This window comes from Cohnella endophytica (assembly GCF_003628305.1).
GTDB classification, from domain to species: domain Bacteria; phylum Bacillota; class Bacilli; order Paenibacillales; family Paenibacillaceae; genus Cohnella; species Cohnella endophytica.
Window position 1 is genome coordinate 105,744 of sequence record NZ_RBZM01000002.1, and the last position, 13,883, is coordinate 119,626.

Annotated in this window: 14 protein-coding genes; 3 read left to right on the forward strand and 11 right to left on the reverse strand. The window is 52.2% G+C overall.

Going from position 1 to position 13,883, the window contains the following annotated elements; translation table 11 throughout:
• Nucleotides 1-26: 26 nt before the first annotated feature.
• The 5 genes from D7Z26_RS02630 to pdhA form a co-directional block, all read right to left on the reverse strand.
• Nucleotides 27-521 carry an acyl-CoA thioesterase gene (locus tag D7Z26_RS02630; protein ID WP_120974519.1) on the reverse strand — a complete coding sequence of 165 codons (495 nt, stop codon included), beginning with the start codon at nucleotides 519-521 and terminating at the stop codon, nucleotides 27-29.
• Between the two features lie 102 nt (nucleotides 522-623).
• Nucleotides 624-2,045, reverse strand: a complete 1,422-nt coding sequence (gene lpdA, locus D7Z26_RS02635; protein WP_120974520.1) for a dihydrolipoyl dehydrogenase — start codon at nucleotides 2,043-2,045, stop codon at nucleotides 624-626.
• Between the two features lie 3 nt (nucleotides 2,046-2,048).
• Entirely contained in the window at nucleotides 2,049-3,395 is a 1,347-nt protein-coding gene (locus tag D7Z26_RS02640; protein ID WP_120974521.1) for a dihydrolipoamide acetyltransferase family protein, read from the reverse strand.
• Between the two features lie 16 nt (nucleotides 3,396-3,411).
• A complete protein-coding gene (locus D7Z26_RS02645; protein ID WP_120974522.1) occupies nucleotides 3,412-4,389 on the reverse strand; it encodes an alpha-ketoacid dehydrogenase subunit beta in 978 nt (325 codons plus the stop codon).
• A 173-nt stretch (nucleotides 4,390-4,562) separates the two neighbouring features.
• Nucleotides 4,563-5,669, reverse strand: a complete 1,107-nt coding sequence (gene pdhA / locus D7Z26_RS02650; protein WP_120974523.1) for a pyruvate dehydrogenase (acetyl-transferring) E1 component subunit alpha — start codon at nucleotides 5,667-5,669, stop codon at nucleotides 4,563-4,565.
• 244 nt (nucleotides 5,670-5,913) lie between these two features.
• Between pdhA and D7Z26_RS02655 the strand changes: the two genes are divergently transcribed.
• Nucleotides 5,914-6,666 (forward strand): alpha/beta hydrolase, encoded by a 753-nt coding sequence (locus D7Z26_RS02655; protein WP_120974524.1) that lies wholly within the window; start codon nucleotides 5,914-5,916, stop codon nucleotides 6,664-6,666.
• Nucleotides 6,667-8,007: 1,341 nt separating this feature from the next.
• On the opposite strand, the gene D7Z26_RS02660 is transcribed toward D7Z26_RS02655, so the two are convergent.
• The 3 genes from D7Z26_RS02660 to D7Z26_RS02670 are packed head-to-tail and all read right to left on the reverse strand — an operon-like array spanning nucleotide 8,008 to nucleotide 9,666.
• Nucleotides 8,008-8,544, reverse strand: coding sequence for a hypothetical protein (locus D7Z26_RS02660; protein WP_233566569.1), 537 nt, complete (start codon nucleotides 8,542-8,544; stop codon nucleotides 8,008-8,010).
• Entirely contained in the window at nucleotides 8,528-9,019 is a 492-nt protein-coding gene (locus tag D7Z26_RS02665; RefSeq protein ID WP_120974525.1) for a low molecular weight protein-tyrosine-phosphatase, read from the reverse strand. The genes D7Z26_RS02660 and D7Z26_RS02665 overlap by 17 nt, the downstream gene beginning before the upstream one ends.
• Before the next feature lie 17 nt (nucleotides 9,020-9,036).
• Nucleotides 9,037-9,666 (reverse strand): trimeric intracellular cation channel family protein, encoded by a 630-nt coding sequence (locus tag D7Z26_RS02670; protein WP_233566571.1) that lies wholly within the window; start codon nucleotides 9,664-9,666, stop codon nucleotides 9,037-9,039.
• Nucleotides 9,667-9,845: 179 nt separating this feature from the next.
• Between D7Z26_RS02670 and D7Z26_RS02675 the strand changes: the two genes are divergently transcribed.
• Nucleotides 9,846-10,541 carry a thiamine diphosphokinase gene (locus tag D7Z26_RS02675; protein ID WP_120974526.1) on the forward strand — a complete coding sequence of 232 codons (696 nt, stop codon included), beginning with the start codon at nucleotides 9,846-9,848 and terminating at the stop codon, nucleotides 10,539-10,541.
• Here D7Z26_RS02675 and D7Z26_RS02680 read toward each other — a convergent pair.
• From D7Z26_RS02680 to D7Z26_RS02690, 3 genes are all read right to left on the reverse strand, one after another.
• Complete coding sequence (locus D7Z26_RS02680) at nucleotides 10,538-11,311, reverse strand: MBL fold metallo-hydrolase (RefSeq protein WP_120974527.1); 774 nt, start codon at nucleotides 11,309-11,311, stop codon at nucleotides 10,538-10,540. The genes D7Z26_RS02675 and D7Z26_RS02680 overlap by 4 nt on opposite strands.
• Nucleotides 11,312-11,651: 340 nt before the next feature.
• Entirely contained in the window at nucleotides 11,652-12,323 is a 672-nt protein-coding gene (locus D7Z26_RS02685) for a GNAT family N-acetyltransferase (protein ID WP_120974528.1), read from the reverse strand.
• 25 nt (nucleotides 12,324-12,348) lie between these two features.
• Entirely contained in the window at nucleotides 12,349-12,978 is a 630-nt protein-coding gene (locus D7Z26_RS02690; protein ID WP_120974999.1) for a GNAT family N-acetyltransferase, read from the reverse strand.
• Between the two features lie 367 nt (nucleotides 12,979-13,345).
• Between D7Z26_RS02690 and D7Z26_RS02695 the strand changes: the two genes are divergently transcribed.
• Entirely contained in the window at nucleotides 13,346-13,864 is a 519-nt protein-coding gene (locus D7Z26_RS02695; protein ID WP_120974529.1) for a C40 family peptidase, read from the forward strand.
• The last annotated feature ends 19 nt before the right edge of the window (nucleotides 13,865-13,883 follow it).

Consider the following 13,883-nt stretch of genomic DNA (forward strand, 5'->3'; position numbering starts at 1 on the left):
ATCATCCGCTTCGATAACTGTCGACGTTACTCCGTTGTCGAATAATGCTGAGCGCGCCGTTTCTTGCGGAGGTCGTATCTTTCCGGCGCGCTGTCGAACAGCTTCCGCTCGGCCTCGTTTTCCGGCGTCACTGGCGGAACGGGCACCGGCTTCCCTTGCTCGTCAACGGCCACGAACGTGGAAAAAGCCGTGCAAGTCACCCTGCGGTCTCCGGTAAATAAATTCTCGGCTCTGACGACGACGTACACTTCCATAGAACTTCGGTGCGTCCAGGTTACGAACGCCTCCAATTCGACCGTTTCGCCCAAACGGATCGGAGCCAGGAAGTCCAGACTGTCGGTAGAAGCTGTGACGACGGGTTTGCTGCAGTGCCGCATCGCGGCAATCGCGGAAATTTTATCGATGTAATTCATGAGCGTTCCGCCGAACATCGTACCGTGATGGTTGGTGTCCGTCGGGAACACGAGCTCCGTCATGATCGACCTCGATCGGCTCATCGGCCTTGCTGCATCCTCGCTCATCCGTTCCTCGCCTCTTTTCCGGTCAGGATAGAAAATAAACCTTTATGAAGGATATGCCCGAACAAAGCCGGGAATCCCTCACAAAGGTTTATTCGTTATGGCTTAAGACTTAGGAGCGATCGTGTGGATCGGGTGACCCATCGCGAGTTCCGCCGCATCCATCGTAATCTCCGCCAATGTCGGGTGAGCGTGGATCGTAAGCGCGATATCCTCGATCGTCGCTCCCATCTCGATCGCAAGGCCAAGCTCGGCGATCATGTTGGAAGCTTCGACGCCGGCGATTTGCGCGCCGAGCACAAGCCCGGTATCGACATCGTGAATCAATTTCAGGAAGCCGTCCGCGCCGTTCAGCGTGACCGCGCGGCCATTACCGCCGAACGGGAACTTGCTGGACTTCGCCTTGTGGCCTTTTTCCTTCGCTTCTTTTTCCGTGTAGCCGACGCTTGCGCATTCCGGATCGGAGAACGCGACCGCGGGAATGCATTTGTAATCGACTTTGGAAGGCAATCCGGCGATCGCTTCGGCCGCGACTTTCGCTTCGTAAGAAGCTTTGTGCGCGAGCGCTGCGCCCGGTACGATATCGCCGATCGCGAAGATGTGCTTAACGTTCGTACGGCATTGATCATCGACTTCGATCAGGCCGCGCTCGCCGACTTTGACGCCGGCAAGCTCAAGACCCAGTTCTCCGTCCGTGTTCGGACGACGTCCGACGGTAACGAGCAAGTAGTCGGCCGTAACCGTCTTCTGCTCTCCGCCTACTTCGTAAGTAACCGTAACGTCTTTGTCGGTTTGCTCGGCGCCTTTGGCAAGCGCTCCGTTTACGATTTCGACGTTAGATTTTTTAAGTTTCTTCACGACGAGATTGCTCATGTCTTTATCGAAGCCCGGCAGAATCGTATCCGCGCCTTCGAGCACGGTGACTTGCACGCCGAATTTGGCGTACATTTGGCCAAGCTCGATTCCGATATAACCGCCGCCGATGACGATGAGGCTCTTCGGCAATTCAGGCAAGGACAGAGCTTCCGTCGAAGAAAGGATGCGTTTGCCGAACGGGAAAGGCTTCAACTCGATCGGGCGGGAACCCGTCGCGATGATGCAGTTCTTGAAACGATAGCGAGGCGCTTCGTTATCGTTGAACAGACGCGCTTCGTTCTCGTTGATGAACATGACTTCGCCTTGGAACATCTGTACTTTGTTCGCCTTCAACAGCATTTCCACGCCGCCCGTCATTTTGTTCACGACGGACGTTTTGTAATCTTGGACCTTGCCGAAGTCAACGCTGACATTGTCCGCGGATAATCCGTAGTCGCTTGCGTGTTGCATGGACTCGTAGTGATGAGCGGAATTGATCAGCGCTTTGGACGGAATACATCCGACGTTCAAACAGACGCCGCCGAATTTGCCTTTGTCCGCGATAATAACTTTTTGACCTAATTGAGCGGCGCGGATAGCGGCAACGTAACCGCCGGGGCCTGCACCGATGACGAGCAAGTCGATATCTAGAGAAGCGTCTCCTACGACCATGAGTTACACCTCCATAACAAGCAACTCAGGATCGCTGAGCAGCTGTTTAATGTAGTTTAAGAAGTTTTGCGCCGTAGCGCCGTCTATGATGCGGTGGTCAAAGCTAAGAGACAATGCCATTACGGGAGCGATTACGATCTCGCCGTTCTTGACGACGGCTTTCTCGCTGATCCGTCCCGTGCCGAGAATCGCGACTTCAGGGAAATTGATGACCGGCGTAAAGAACATGCCGCCAGCTGAGCCGATGTTCGTGATCGAAATCGTGCTGCCCTTAAGTTCGCTCGCGCCTAGCTTGCCGTCGCGACCGCGAGTCGCGAGATCGCGGATCTCGTTCGCGATGGACCAGACGTTCTTGCGGTCCGCGTCGAAGACGACCGGTACGATCAAGCCGTTATCGGTGTCCGTCGCGATCCCGATGTTGTAGTATTTCTTGTAGACGATTTCGTTAGCCGCTTCGTCGATCATCGCGTTCAAAGCCGGGAATTCGCGGCATGCCGCGACAAGAGCTTTTACGATGAAAGGCAAATAAGTAAGCTTAACGCCTTTTTTCTCGGCTACGGGTTTGGCGCGCGTACGAAGCGCGACAAGTCCGGTAACGTCTACTTCGTCCATCAGCGTTACGTGCGGCGCCGTGTAGACGGATTTGACCATTGCGTTGGCGATCGCTTTGCGAATGCCTTTGAACGGCACGCGCTCTTCGACGCCAGGACCGCTTACGGAACCGACGGCTTTCGGAGCGGCCGCTGGAGCGGATGCCGTGCCGGATGTTGCCGGAGCTTCCGTTGTTGCAGCTTTCGGAGCGGAGCCGCCCGTTGCGAAGCCTTCGATATCTTCGCGAGTAATGCGACCGTTCTTGCCTGTACCGGCAACTTCGGAGATCGTTACGCCTTTCTCGCGAGCGAACTTGCGAACGCTTGGCGTCGCCAAGACGGATCCGCCGTTAGCAGGTTGCGCCGTCGGTGCAGGAGCTGCAGCCGCTGGGGCAGCTGGCGTTTCCGCGGCAGGTTGTTGCGCCGGTTGGCCTTGCGTATCGGCACCGCCGGTAGCGCTGTTGCCGCTGGCGGCAGGAGCGTGATCGGATGCGGCATGTCCTTGGTCAGGCACTTCGCCTTCCGCTTCGATGATCGCAACGACTTCGCCTACGCGCATGACTTGTCCGTCTTTGGCCAGCACTTCGACCACTTTACCGTTGACCGGGCAAGGAACTTCCACGATCGCTTTATCGTTCTGTACTTCCATAATGATATCTTCGTCTGTCACCGTCTGGCCCGGCGCGATATGCATTTTGACGATTTCGCCTTCATGCAACCCTTCGCCGAGCTCCGGGAACCGATATTCAAATCTCGTCACCTGGAGACCTCCTCGATTAGAACTGAAGAACCTGGTTTGCGGTTTTCACGATGCGAGCCACCGACGGCAACCATGCATCCTCGATTTGCGCGAACGGATAGACCGTGTCAGGCCCTGCGCAACGAAGCACCGGAGCTTCCAAGTGCAGAATTGCTTTTTCGTTAATTTGCGCGATGATTTCGGCGGCCGCGCCGGAAGTTTTCTGAGCTTCCTGAACGACGATCGCGCGATTCGTTTTCTGGATCGAAGCGACGATCGTGTCGATATCCAGCGGCAGAAGCGTACGCAAGTCGATGACTTCCGCGGAAACGCCGTTTTTCTCGAGTTCTTCGGCGGCTTTAACTGCCGTGTGCACCATCAGGCCGTAAGAGATAATCGTAATGTCTTTGCCCTCGCGTACGACTTTGGCTTTGCCGATCGGAACCGTGTATTCGCCCTCCGGAACTTCATCGCGGAATGCATGGTACAAGTTCAGATGCTCCATGAAGAATACGGGATCGTTATCGCGAATCGCCGAGATCAACAGGCCTTTCGCGTCATAAGGGTTAGAAGGAACAATAACCTTGATGCCCGGCGTTTGAATCGCCAAGCCTTCGAGCGAATCGGTATGCAGCTCCGCCGCTTTAACGCCGCCGCCGAAAGGCGTACGGAACACGATCGGAGCGTGGTAACGTCCGCCGGAGCGATAACGCATCCGCGCCGCTTGCACGAACATTTGGTCTAAAGCTTCATAGATAAAACCTACGAACTGGATTTCGGCAATCGGACGGAAGCCTTGAGTTCCAAGACCGACGGCCAAGCCTCCGATCGCGGATTCGGCAAGAGGCGTATCGAACACGCGCGTTTCGCCGAATTCTCCTTGCAAGCCTTCCGTAGCACGGAATACGCCGCCGACTTTACCGACGTCTTCTCCGAACAAGATAACGTTAGGGTCGCGTTTCAGCTCGACGCGCATTGCGTCGCGAATCGCTTCCTTCATATTCATTTGAGCCATGCTGCTAAACTCTCCTCGCCATGAGCGATCTGATGCGTCGGCGATGGGAACGCCGCCCGCCAGTCGTCTCGCAGAATATATTGATGATTCATCGTTTTTAAGTTCCACGCTTATCCATTACTGAATCATCTCCGACATGAACGGAATGCCGCACGAATAGCGGCGATAGCCGTTTATGCTTGGAAATCGGCTTTTTGCTCTTCAAGATGCGCCGGCGTCGTCTCGAACATCGAATCGATCAGCCCGGCAACGGTCATTTTCTCCGTTTGCTCCGCTTTCTTGATGTGCTCGTTTACCGCATTTTTGGCTTCTTCTTTAACGCGCGCCGTTTCTTCCTCGTTCCAAAGCCCTTTTTTCTCGAGGAACTTGCCGAAACGAACGAGCGGATCTTTTAAGCTCCACTCTTGCTCTTCTTCCTTCGTGCGATACTTGCTCGCGTCGTCGGCCATGGAGTGAGGACGGAAACGGTAAGTCAGCGCTTCGATCAGCGTTGCTCCGCCGCCGTTGCGTCCGATTTCAGCCGCTTCTTGCACCGCGGAAATAACCGCAAGCACGTCCATCCCGTCGATTTGTTGCCCGCGGATACCGACGGCAAGCGCTTTGTGCGCGATCGATTGGGCAGCCGTTTGCTTAGCGAACGGAGTCGTAATGGCATAACCGTTGTTCTGCACGAAATAAATAACCGGCAAGTTAAACGAACCGGCAAAGTTCATGCCTTCGTAGAAATCGCCCTCGGAAGAACCGCCGTCTCCGGTGTAAGTAATAGCGACGCGTTTCTCGCCTTTCAGCTTAAAGCCCATCGCGATCCCCGTAGCGTGCAAGATTTGCGCGCCGATGATGATCTGAGGCATAAGGACGTTGACGCCTTCCGGAATCTGTCCGCCATGCTGGTGACCGCGGGAGTACAAGAACGCTTGGTACAAAGGCAAGCCGTGCCAGACGAGTTGCGGCATATCGCGATAACCCGGGCAAACGAAATCGTCTTTGTTCAATGCGTATTCGCTTCCGACCATCGTCGCTTCTTGTCCAGATACCGGAGCGTAGAAACCGAGACGGCCTTGGCGACCAAGGTTTACCGCACGATCGTCCCAAGTACGGGTAAATACCATGCGGTACATAATTTCTTTCAGTTGTTCGTCGGACAGCTTAGGCATGCGTTCCGGATTGACGACTTCGCCTTCCGGGGACAATATTTGCAGTGGTGCTACGTCTTCCGACCTAACCTCGTGCGATAAACCGCCGATTTTGTTGATCGGTGCTTCTGTGGATACTTTACTCATAAGGTTCACCTCATCTTTAATTGTGGAAGAGGGCTTTCTGTTATAGAATTATTATATCCCTGTTTAAGTGATTTGGTCAAAGGAAAACTCCAAAAACCCTTTATTTATATAGCTTTCGTCCAATTCATGTTTGTATAACAGGATTATAATATCTATGTAACAGTGTAATACACCATCTCTTAATTACCATCCATTGTTTTGCCCATGCCCGCGATTTCCCATACCTGACAAGGAGGCTTGTCCGATGAGCGACAACCCGTTATACAAGAGAACCATTCATAAGCACGACATTCCGAGCACCATCCTTCCCGAGGGTCAACGCACGATTCGAGTTTATTTGCCACCCGGTTTTCAAGCTTGGATTAGCTACCCCGTCGTCTATTGCCAAGACGGCGAAGATTTTTTTAACTTCGGGCGCATCGCTACTCATGCGCAACGACTCATCCTCGAAGAGGACTGGGATCCCTTCATCATCGTCGGCGTAGAAGTGGACAAATCGCAACGCACTTCGGAATATGCACCTGACGGCGAGCGTTACCCTTTATATACCCGTTTTTTCGCGGAAGAAATGGTTCCTTGGGTGGAATCGCATTATCCAGTCCGCGACACGCCGGAGATGAGGCTTCTGGCCGGAGATTCTCTGGGCGGTGCCGTTTCGTTATCCCTCGCTCTCGCCTATCCATCGCTATTCAACCGAATCCTCTCATTGTCCGGGGCATTCTACGAGGCTTACTTCGAGCAATTGCGGCAAGCGGGCTCTCTGGATCGCTTAAAGCTGTGGATGGTCGTCGGTCTTCAAGAGACCGCGTACCCGACGGATCGCGGGACATTCGATTTCGTGAAACTAAACCGGGATGCGGTGCGACTGCTAGAGGAAAAAGGAGCAAAGCTGCATTACGCGGAAAAGGAAGGCGAGCACAAATGGGGCTTCTGGCAGCAACAGCTACCCGAGGCGTTGGCCGCTTTCCTCGGTCCCGCTCCACGATTGTTCGAATAGTTAGTCTGCTAGGATGAGGTTAGCGGAACGCGGTTCCGTTAATTCTTAGAATGGGGTTCATCTGCGAAAAATAGCGGAACGTGCTTCCGTTACTTCGGTGGTTTGAGCCTGTTCGAGGTAATTAGTGGAACGTGCTTCCGTTACTTCGGTGGTTTAAGTCTGTTCGAGGTAAATAACGGAACGTGCTTCCGTTACTTCGGCGGTTTGAGTCCGTTCGAGGTAAATAGCGGAACGTGCTTCCGTTACTTCGGTGGTTTGAGTCTATTCGAGGTAATTAGCGGAACGTGCTTCCGTTACTTCGATAGTTTGGGTCCGTTCGAGTTAAATAGCGGAACGTGCTTCCGTTCCTTCGGTAGTTTGAGTCCGTTCGAGTTAAATAGCGGAATGTGGTTCCGTTACTTCGGTGGTTTGAGTCTATTCGAGGTAATTAGCGGAACGTCCTTCCGTTACTTCGGCGGTTTGAGTCTGTTTGAGGTAAATAGCAGAACGTCCTTCCGCTATCTCTGTGGAATGGGGCCGCTTGTGGTAATTAGTGGAAAGAGGTTCCGTTATTTCGGTGTTTTGAGTCTATTCGAGGTAATTAGTGGAAGCGTGCTTCCGTTACTTCGGTGTTTTGAGTCTGTTCGAGGTAATTAGCGGAACGTGCTTCCGTTACTTCGGTGGGTTGAGTCTGTTCGAAGCAATTAGCGGAACACGCTTCCGCTATCTCTGTGGAATTGGACCGTTTGTGGTAATTAGTGGAAAGCGGTTCCGTTACTTCGGTGGGTTGAGTCCGTTCGTGGCAATTAGCGGGGCGTGGGTCCGCAATTGTACTAAAACCTTATTTCATCCATTAGCAATCTTTCAGAGGGTTAGGTATTATGGAGAACCTTGCTTCCTCTAAATCGGTCCTACAAACACTTTAGCGCTCCGGGAGAACCCTATTTTCTCTAAATCATTAACCAAACTCAATTAGCGCCCTGGGAGAACCTTGTTTCCTCCAAAACCGTCCCTTCGGACACTTTAGTGCTCCTGGAGAACCTTATCTACTCCAAAGCATACTAAACAAACTCATTAACGCCCTGGGAGAACCTTGTTTCTTCCAAAACCGTCCTACAAACACTTTAGCGCTCCTGGAGAACCTTATTTACTCAAAATCCTACCACACAAACCGATTAACGCCCTGGGAGAACCTTGTTTCCTCCAAAATCGGCCCCATAAACAATTCAGTGCTCCGGGAGATGTCTCCGGTGCGCGGGCCGATGAATCTGCAAGTGCCAACTAGCTTGCCCTATCGTTAGCGAATCAAAAGCCAACCGCCCAAGTCGTCAAGACTCGGGCGGTTGGCTTTTGGATGTTCTCTTATTCGGGCTCGCCTAGAGGAGGTAGCCGTTGGTCGATCGACTCGAGCAATCTCCTGACTTCCTCTTCCCCGTACTTACCGGATGCTCGGAATTCAAGCAACTGCTCGCGCAAAAACTTTTCCGTCTCGGCGGCTTCCGTTTCTTCGTTCGCGGCTCCGTCCGGATCGTACCAAACGAATCCGCCGTCCGGACCGTTTCGAAGATAGGCAATCGTCCAATGCTCGGGATATACGAACAGCGGCGAACCTAGCGCGAGAGCGATTACGTCGTCGTGATCAAGAGGCATTAAGTGGTGGTACTCCTCTTCTACTCCTCCGCCGGCCACGTGAATGTGAAATGCCGCGAAATGCAAATAGTGTTCGCCGGTTTCCCTATCTTTGACGACGCGGTACATCTCGAGCTCGTCTTCCTTTAACGTTTTTACCGGTTCCAAGCGACGCGTCAGCTCAACTTGGGAAACGAGCCGCAGCTGTTTCAAGGACACGGGAAGCGGCGCCGACGACGTTAGTCCTGCTTGCTCAGGCTTGTCGTCCATCCGCGAGGCCCCCTTCATCTTTGATCCGTTCAAGCAACCGCTCGCAGCCCGCTTTCACGAGTTCGTATACTTCGTCGAAGTTGCCGGAGTAATAAGGGTCGGGGACGTCGTCGATGCCTTTCTCGGGCAACAACGACAAAAACCGGATGATGCGCGCCCGCGAATTCGCACCCAGCATCTCCCGAATATCCTTCTCGTTCTTCGTGTCCATGGCAACGATCAGATCGAATTGACTTCCATCGGAAGCCAAGATTTGTCTTGCGCGCATGCCCTCATAGGAGATCGAATAACGATCCAACAGCTTCCGGGTCCCTTCATGAGGGGGATGTCCGATATGCCAGTCCCCCGTGCCGGCGGAATCGACCGTGATCTCCCGCTCCAATCCCGAGCGCTTAATTAAACCTCTGAATACGGCCTCCGCCATCGGCGAGCGGCAAATGTTGCCCAAACAAACGAATAAGACGGAATAACTCATAATAACAGGACCTCCGATTATTGGCTTCTGCGCTCTTCGGCAACTCTTAAAGAACGGCGCGGCAGCTTCCACTTATAATAGACGGATAACATCCGGAACAATACGACCAACAAAAATAAGCCGAACAACTCCCACGGTTTGTGCAAGTCGGCAAGGCCTAAAGCCAAGCCCGCCAATATCGCCCACACCGCATAGATTTCATCCCGCAGCACGAGAGGTTTGCGTCCGGCCAGAATGTCGCGGATCATTCCTCCGCCGATTCCCGTAAGCATAGCCGCGACCATGACTGCGCTAATCGGTAATTGCGTCTTGACCGCATAGGATGCCCCTTGTATCGCGAATGCCGCCAAGCCGATCGCGTCGAAGAACACTTCGCTTCGTTTCCAATGTTGTATCCACTTCAGCGGCAGGAAAAAAACGATTAAAATGGAGATCGCCGCCGTCTTCAAAAAAAGACCTTGGCTCCATAATGTAGTAACGGGGATGCCGATTAGCAGATTACGAATGATTCCGCCTCCGAACGCCGTGACCATCCCTAGCACGAATACGCCAAGTATATCGTAATCTTCTTCCATGGCGACGATCGCTCCGCTGATCGCGAAAGCAATGGTACCAATAATGCTAAACGCTTGAAATTCCCACTCCAACTTAAACTCTCCTCCGCGCATTTTCATTCCGGCGATCGCATAAACATGCTTTTTCCGACGCCGAACGATATGAATTCTTTCTCATTGTAGCGGGAAGCCTCGCTATTTCGCAACGCTCATTTTACAGCTATACTGGGAAAGCGAACCATTCGCATAGATCCATTCGGAGGTATGTCTTCATGTCATCTACTCAACCTAGTCCACCTAACCAATCCGAACGGCAAGCTCAGTCTCCGACATCACGCGCGCTTATTTTCACGGGCGGTCGTCTTGGTTCTTGGGCGTTGACCTACTTGAAGACCGAGGATTATCTCATCGGCGCAGACCGAGGTGCCTTCTTCCTGGTAGATCGCGGATATTCGCCAGATCTTTCCTTAGGGGATTTCGATTCCGTCACGCCGGAACAGCTGAATAGGATCGAGTCTGCATCGCGAGAGCTTATTTCCTATGACGCGGTCGATAAAGATTGGACGGATACGGAACTCGCTCTCCGCGAAGCGATCGGCAGAGGTTATCGGAACATTGTCCTCTTCGGAGCTTTAGGAACGAGATTCGATCATAGCCTAGGCAACGTCTATCTGCTCGCGTTAGCGCATGAACAAGGCTGCTCGCTTACGTTGATCGACGAACACAACGAAATTTCCCTATGCGCGGACAACTTCCGATTAGAGCAATACGATTGTTTTCCCTATGTATCATTGCTTCCATTGACATCGATAGTTACCGGAGTTACCTTGCATGGCTTTCAATACCCGCTTCTCGACGCAACTTTAAAGCATGGCCAATCGATCGGAATAAGCAACACGCTTGATGCGCCCTGCGGCACGATTACCATCGGTTCCGGCCAATTGCTCGTTATCCGTTCGCGAGATTAGATGTCCACCCGCATCCCCGTAGCCGCAAGTGCGATCCCTGCCGGCAAGCCATAGTCCTCTCGAACATCCACGTCATGGGAGAGATGGGTAAAAAGAACCTTCGCCGGCAGGCACTCTTCCGCGAGCAAAAGCCCCTCCTTCATATCGTATACCGAACGCGTATCCATCGGGAAATTCTCCTCCACGAAGCTCGTACCGAGAACAAGCAGCTCCAACATGGACAAAGGCGCTTTTTGTCTGTCCGTCAATTGAATCGCATCCGAACAGTAAGCCCATTTCACGCCGCGTAACGCGTGTTCGAAATGGTAAGCGTACGAGTAACCGTTCTTCCCATGGTTTACTTTCCAAGGAGTGATCCGCCAATCCCCATAATCGAGACCCTTATCGTTGCTTGACATCTTGAATTGTTTTTCCAGCCAAGGAAATCGCAATCGAACCTCGTTTAACACTTCGTCCGGAGCATATACCCGAGCGACGGATTCCGTCCAACGACAAGCATCCGCCCATTCCGTAAGACCGCCGATATGATCGAAGTGCGCGTGCGTAAGCAAGGCCTGACCGATCTCCCTGATCCCCGAGTTCTCCATCTGCTTCCGCCAATCCGGTCCGCAATCCAGCAATAACGGCTGTTGGCCCTCTTCTTCTATTAGAATCGAGGAACGCAAGCGGATGTTGCCGCCCGATATTCGCGCTTCCCCGCAAACCGCACATTCGCAGTATACCCTTGGCGTTCCCATCGAATCGCCGTTGCCTAGAAACGTAATGCGCATCTTTGCTCTCCTTCCGTTCATGGAAAATCTTGCTTATCGCTTTCGCTATTTTACTGCCTTTTTTCGTCTTTGTCGCCCATAATTCGCAAATTTACGTCAAAAAAAACAGATCATAACTCACCGATTCAATCCTTAATTACTTACAATTCGGTTGGTTCGAAAATAACTCTAGGAAGGATGTCAAGAAACGGAGCGAATAATCGAAGAATGCAGGGGTTATCGGCAAGGGGGGGAGGGAGTATGAATGCCGATGATATTAAAGCCATATTTCAACGGAATGCTCCAGAACCGCTGCGAGGAACTAACGCAAGCGAAACTGGAGCATTTTATCGAATATTTTCTACAAAGGCATCAAAGCGATGTCCGTTTCTTGCCCGAGCGCGGAAATCATTTCTTCCCATTCCCTCGGACGGTTCGGCAGCGCGGTGTAATAAGTTTTGAGAAACCTTACGATCAATTCCGTGGGCAACGTTTCCGTTGCGTCCTCCGCCGGAAGAAAACCTAAATCCAGATCGGATACAGCTTTGCCTTCATGATCCCAGGACGGGTGCACATACGCGAAGTCGAGCTTCCGATATCCCAGATGAGACAACACTTCGCGACGAACGGCCGGATGCATCGGAAGCACATTGCCGAACCTAAAGGTCGATATGGCATGAGTACGGTAGATTTCCGCGAACATGCCGATCGACTCCGTCCCGCTCTCGGACTGAAGCCGTTTCAAATCATTGCTCCGGTTCACATATAAGAATCTTCCGATCCCGAGTCCCATCGCTCCAATGATCGTGAAATCCGTCATGGCTACGCGAAGATCCGGATAGTAACGGTATTCCGTCGCACCGACGACGTTACCGTGTTCGACGGCTACGTATACGTGAATATCCGGATCTTCTATCGGCTCTCTCCACAAATCGAAGGCCAACACTTCCTCCGAAGGAAATACGGTGCTCATCAATTCGTGCATCGCCGTAAAATAGGGATCCTCTATCGATTTTACGCGGATGTATTCCATTGCTATCTCTCCTCTTGTGACGACTCTATGAACGGGCTAAAAATGGGTTTTTCCACTCCATTAGCGCTCCAAAGTGCTCGGACTGCTCATCCTCCAAATAATGGGCCACAATACCTATGGGCAACCGACCGCAGTTTAACATGAAACTGATAACCGGATCGCGCAAATGGCCTTCGGTCACCTGGTTTATGTATTGTTGCGGCGTAAGCTTGTCCGACACCGCACCATACCCCGGCATTCGTCCGCCTCCGAGCAAACGGCTGCAGCCCAGATGGACAACCGTCTCGTACATCGATTGCATGAGCCATTTGCCTAAACCGAGCTTACGATATTCCGGAGCCACGCATAAGTCAACGACATAAATCGTATCGCCGTTCGGCTCATGGTTCCGAATATAGCCTTCGTCCGTTACGGACGCCCAATCCTGGGGTTCATCCACGCGGATCGTCCTTCGCAATGCCGTCATGGAGCCGACGATTCGTCCTTCAATGACCGCGCACAGAGCACCTTCGGGAAATCGGGTCGCGTGCTCGGACAATTGTTCCTCGTTCCACCACAATTCGGATGGAAATGGAGGCGGAAAGCATTGCACCTGCAATGCGATCAAGTTCGCGAAGTCCCCCCTCCCATAATTTCTGATCGATACTTCTTGCATCTTTAAGGTGTCACGGACTCTGAACGTTTTTAACACGATATCGACTCCAATCTCTAAGCCCGGGTTCTTCGGTCAGTATGTCGAATGAAAGCAAGACTAAATACCCCGTTCTCACTTCCTATCTTATAGGAAGTGATCGATACGGGGCAAGCGTTTTCCAACGTTATTACCTTGCATACCCAGAAATGACGCAATCAATCACGCTATGAGAAAATTCTCATATTTTTCTAAGAAAGCGGCTCAAAGCGCGCCAAAACCGCTCTTTTTCTCTCCTTGGAAATCATTAGGAGAATCAGAGGGTGGTATACTGTTCAACGGAGCTTTAATAGCCCGAAACGATCATGCGAGCTTAGGAAGGAGCTAACAGATGAGTTTTAACATTGCGCTCGTTCGCAAAGCAATCGGCATCGGTTTATGCGCCGTCGTCGGTTTCGTAGGCATCGGCTTTGGCCATGCAACGCAAGCCTCCGCCGCTACCGCTAAAGCAACGGCTACGGTATTGAAAACCGCTAAGGCGGATAAAATCATCACTCTAGGCAAGGAATACATAGGCGTGAAATACAAATTCGGCGCTACGCCAGGTAAAACGACATCATTCGATTGCTCCAGCTTTACTCAATATATTTTCGGCGAATTCGGCATTGAATTACCTCGCGTATCCAGTACTCAAGCGACCGAAGGCGTAAAGGTCGAGAAGAAAAACTTGAAAAAAGGCGATCTCGTCTTCTTCCGGGTAGCCCGCACGGGCAATAAAATCGGCCATGTCGCGGTATATATCGGAAACAATAAAATATTGCACACTTATGGCTCGACCGGCGTCACGACTTCATCAATCAACACCGGTTATTGGAGCAGCCATTACATTACCGCTCGTCGCGTGTTATAAGCAAACCAAAAAACCGGCA

Excerpts from the sequence above, each read along its gene's own strand:
- D7Z26_RS02630 (WP_120974519.1), bottom strand. The coding sequence starts at position 521 with ATGAGCGAGGATGCAGCAAGGCCGATGAGCCGATCGAGGTCGATCATG.
- lpdA (WP_120974520.1), bottom strand. The coding sequence starts at position 2,045 with ATGGTCGTAGGAGACGCTTCTCTAGATATCGACTTGCTCGTCATCGGT.
- D7Z26_RS02645 (WP_120974522.1), bottom strand. The coding sequence starts at position 4,389 with ATGGCTCAAATGAATATGAAGGAAGCGATTCGCGACGCAATGCGCGTC.
- pdhA (WP_120974523.1), bottom strand. The coding sequence starts at position 5,669 with ATGAGTAAAGTATCCACAGAAGCACCGATCAACAAAATCGGCGGTTTA.
- D7Z26_RS02655 (WP_120974524.1), top strand. The coding sequence starts at position 5,914 with ATGAGCGACAACCCGTTATACAAGAGAACCATTCATAAGCACGACATT.
- D7Z26_RS02660 (WP_233566569.1), bottom strand. The coding sequence starts at position 8,544 with ATGGACGACAAGCCTGAGCAAGCAGGACTAACGTCGTCGGCGCCGCTT.
- D7Z26_RS02665 (WP_120974525.1), bottom strand. The coding sequence starts at position 9,019 with ATGAGTTATTCCGTCTTATTCGTTTGTTTGGGCAACATTTGCCGCTCG.
- D7Z26_RS02675 (WP_120974526.1), top strand. The coding sequence starts at position 9,846 with ATGTCATCTACTCAACCTAGTCCACCTAACCAATCCGAACGGCAAGCT.
- D7Z26_RS02680 (WP_120974527.1), bottom strand. The coding sequence starts at position 11,311 with ATGCGCATTACGTTTCTAGGCAACGGCGATTCGATGGGAACGCCAAGG.
- D7Z26_RS02685 (WP_120974528.1), bottom strand. The coding sequence starts at position 12,323 with ATGGAATACATCCGCGTAAAATCGATAGAGGATCCCTATTTTACGGCG.
- D7Z26_RS02690 (WP_120974999.1), bottom strand. The coding sequence starts at position 12,978 with ATGCAAGAAGTATCGATCAGAAATTATGGGAGGGGGGACTTCGCGAAC.
- D7Z26_RS02695 (WP_120974529.1), top strand. The coding sequence starts at position 13,346 with ATGAGTTTTAACATTGCGCTCGTTCGCAAAGCAATCGGCATCGGTTTA.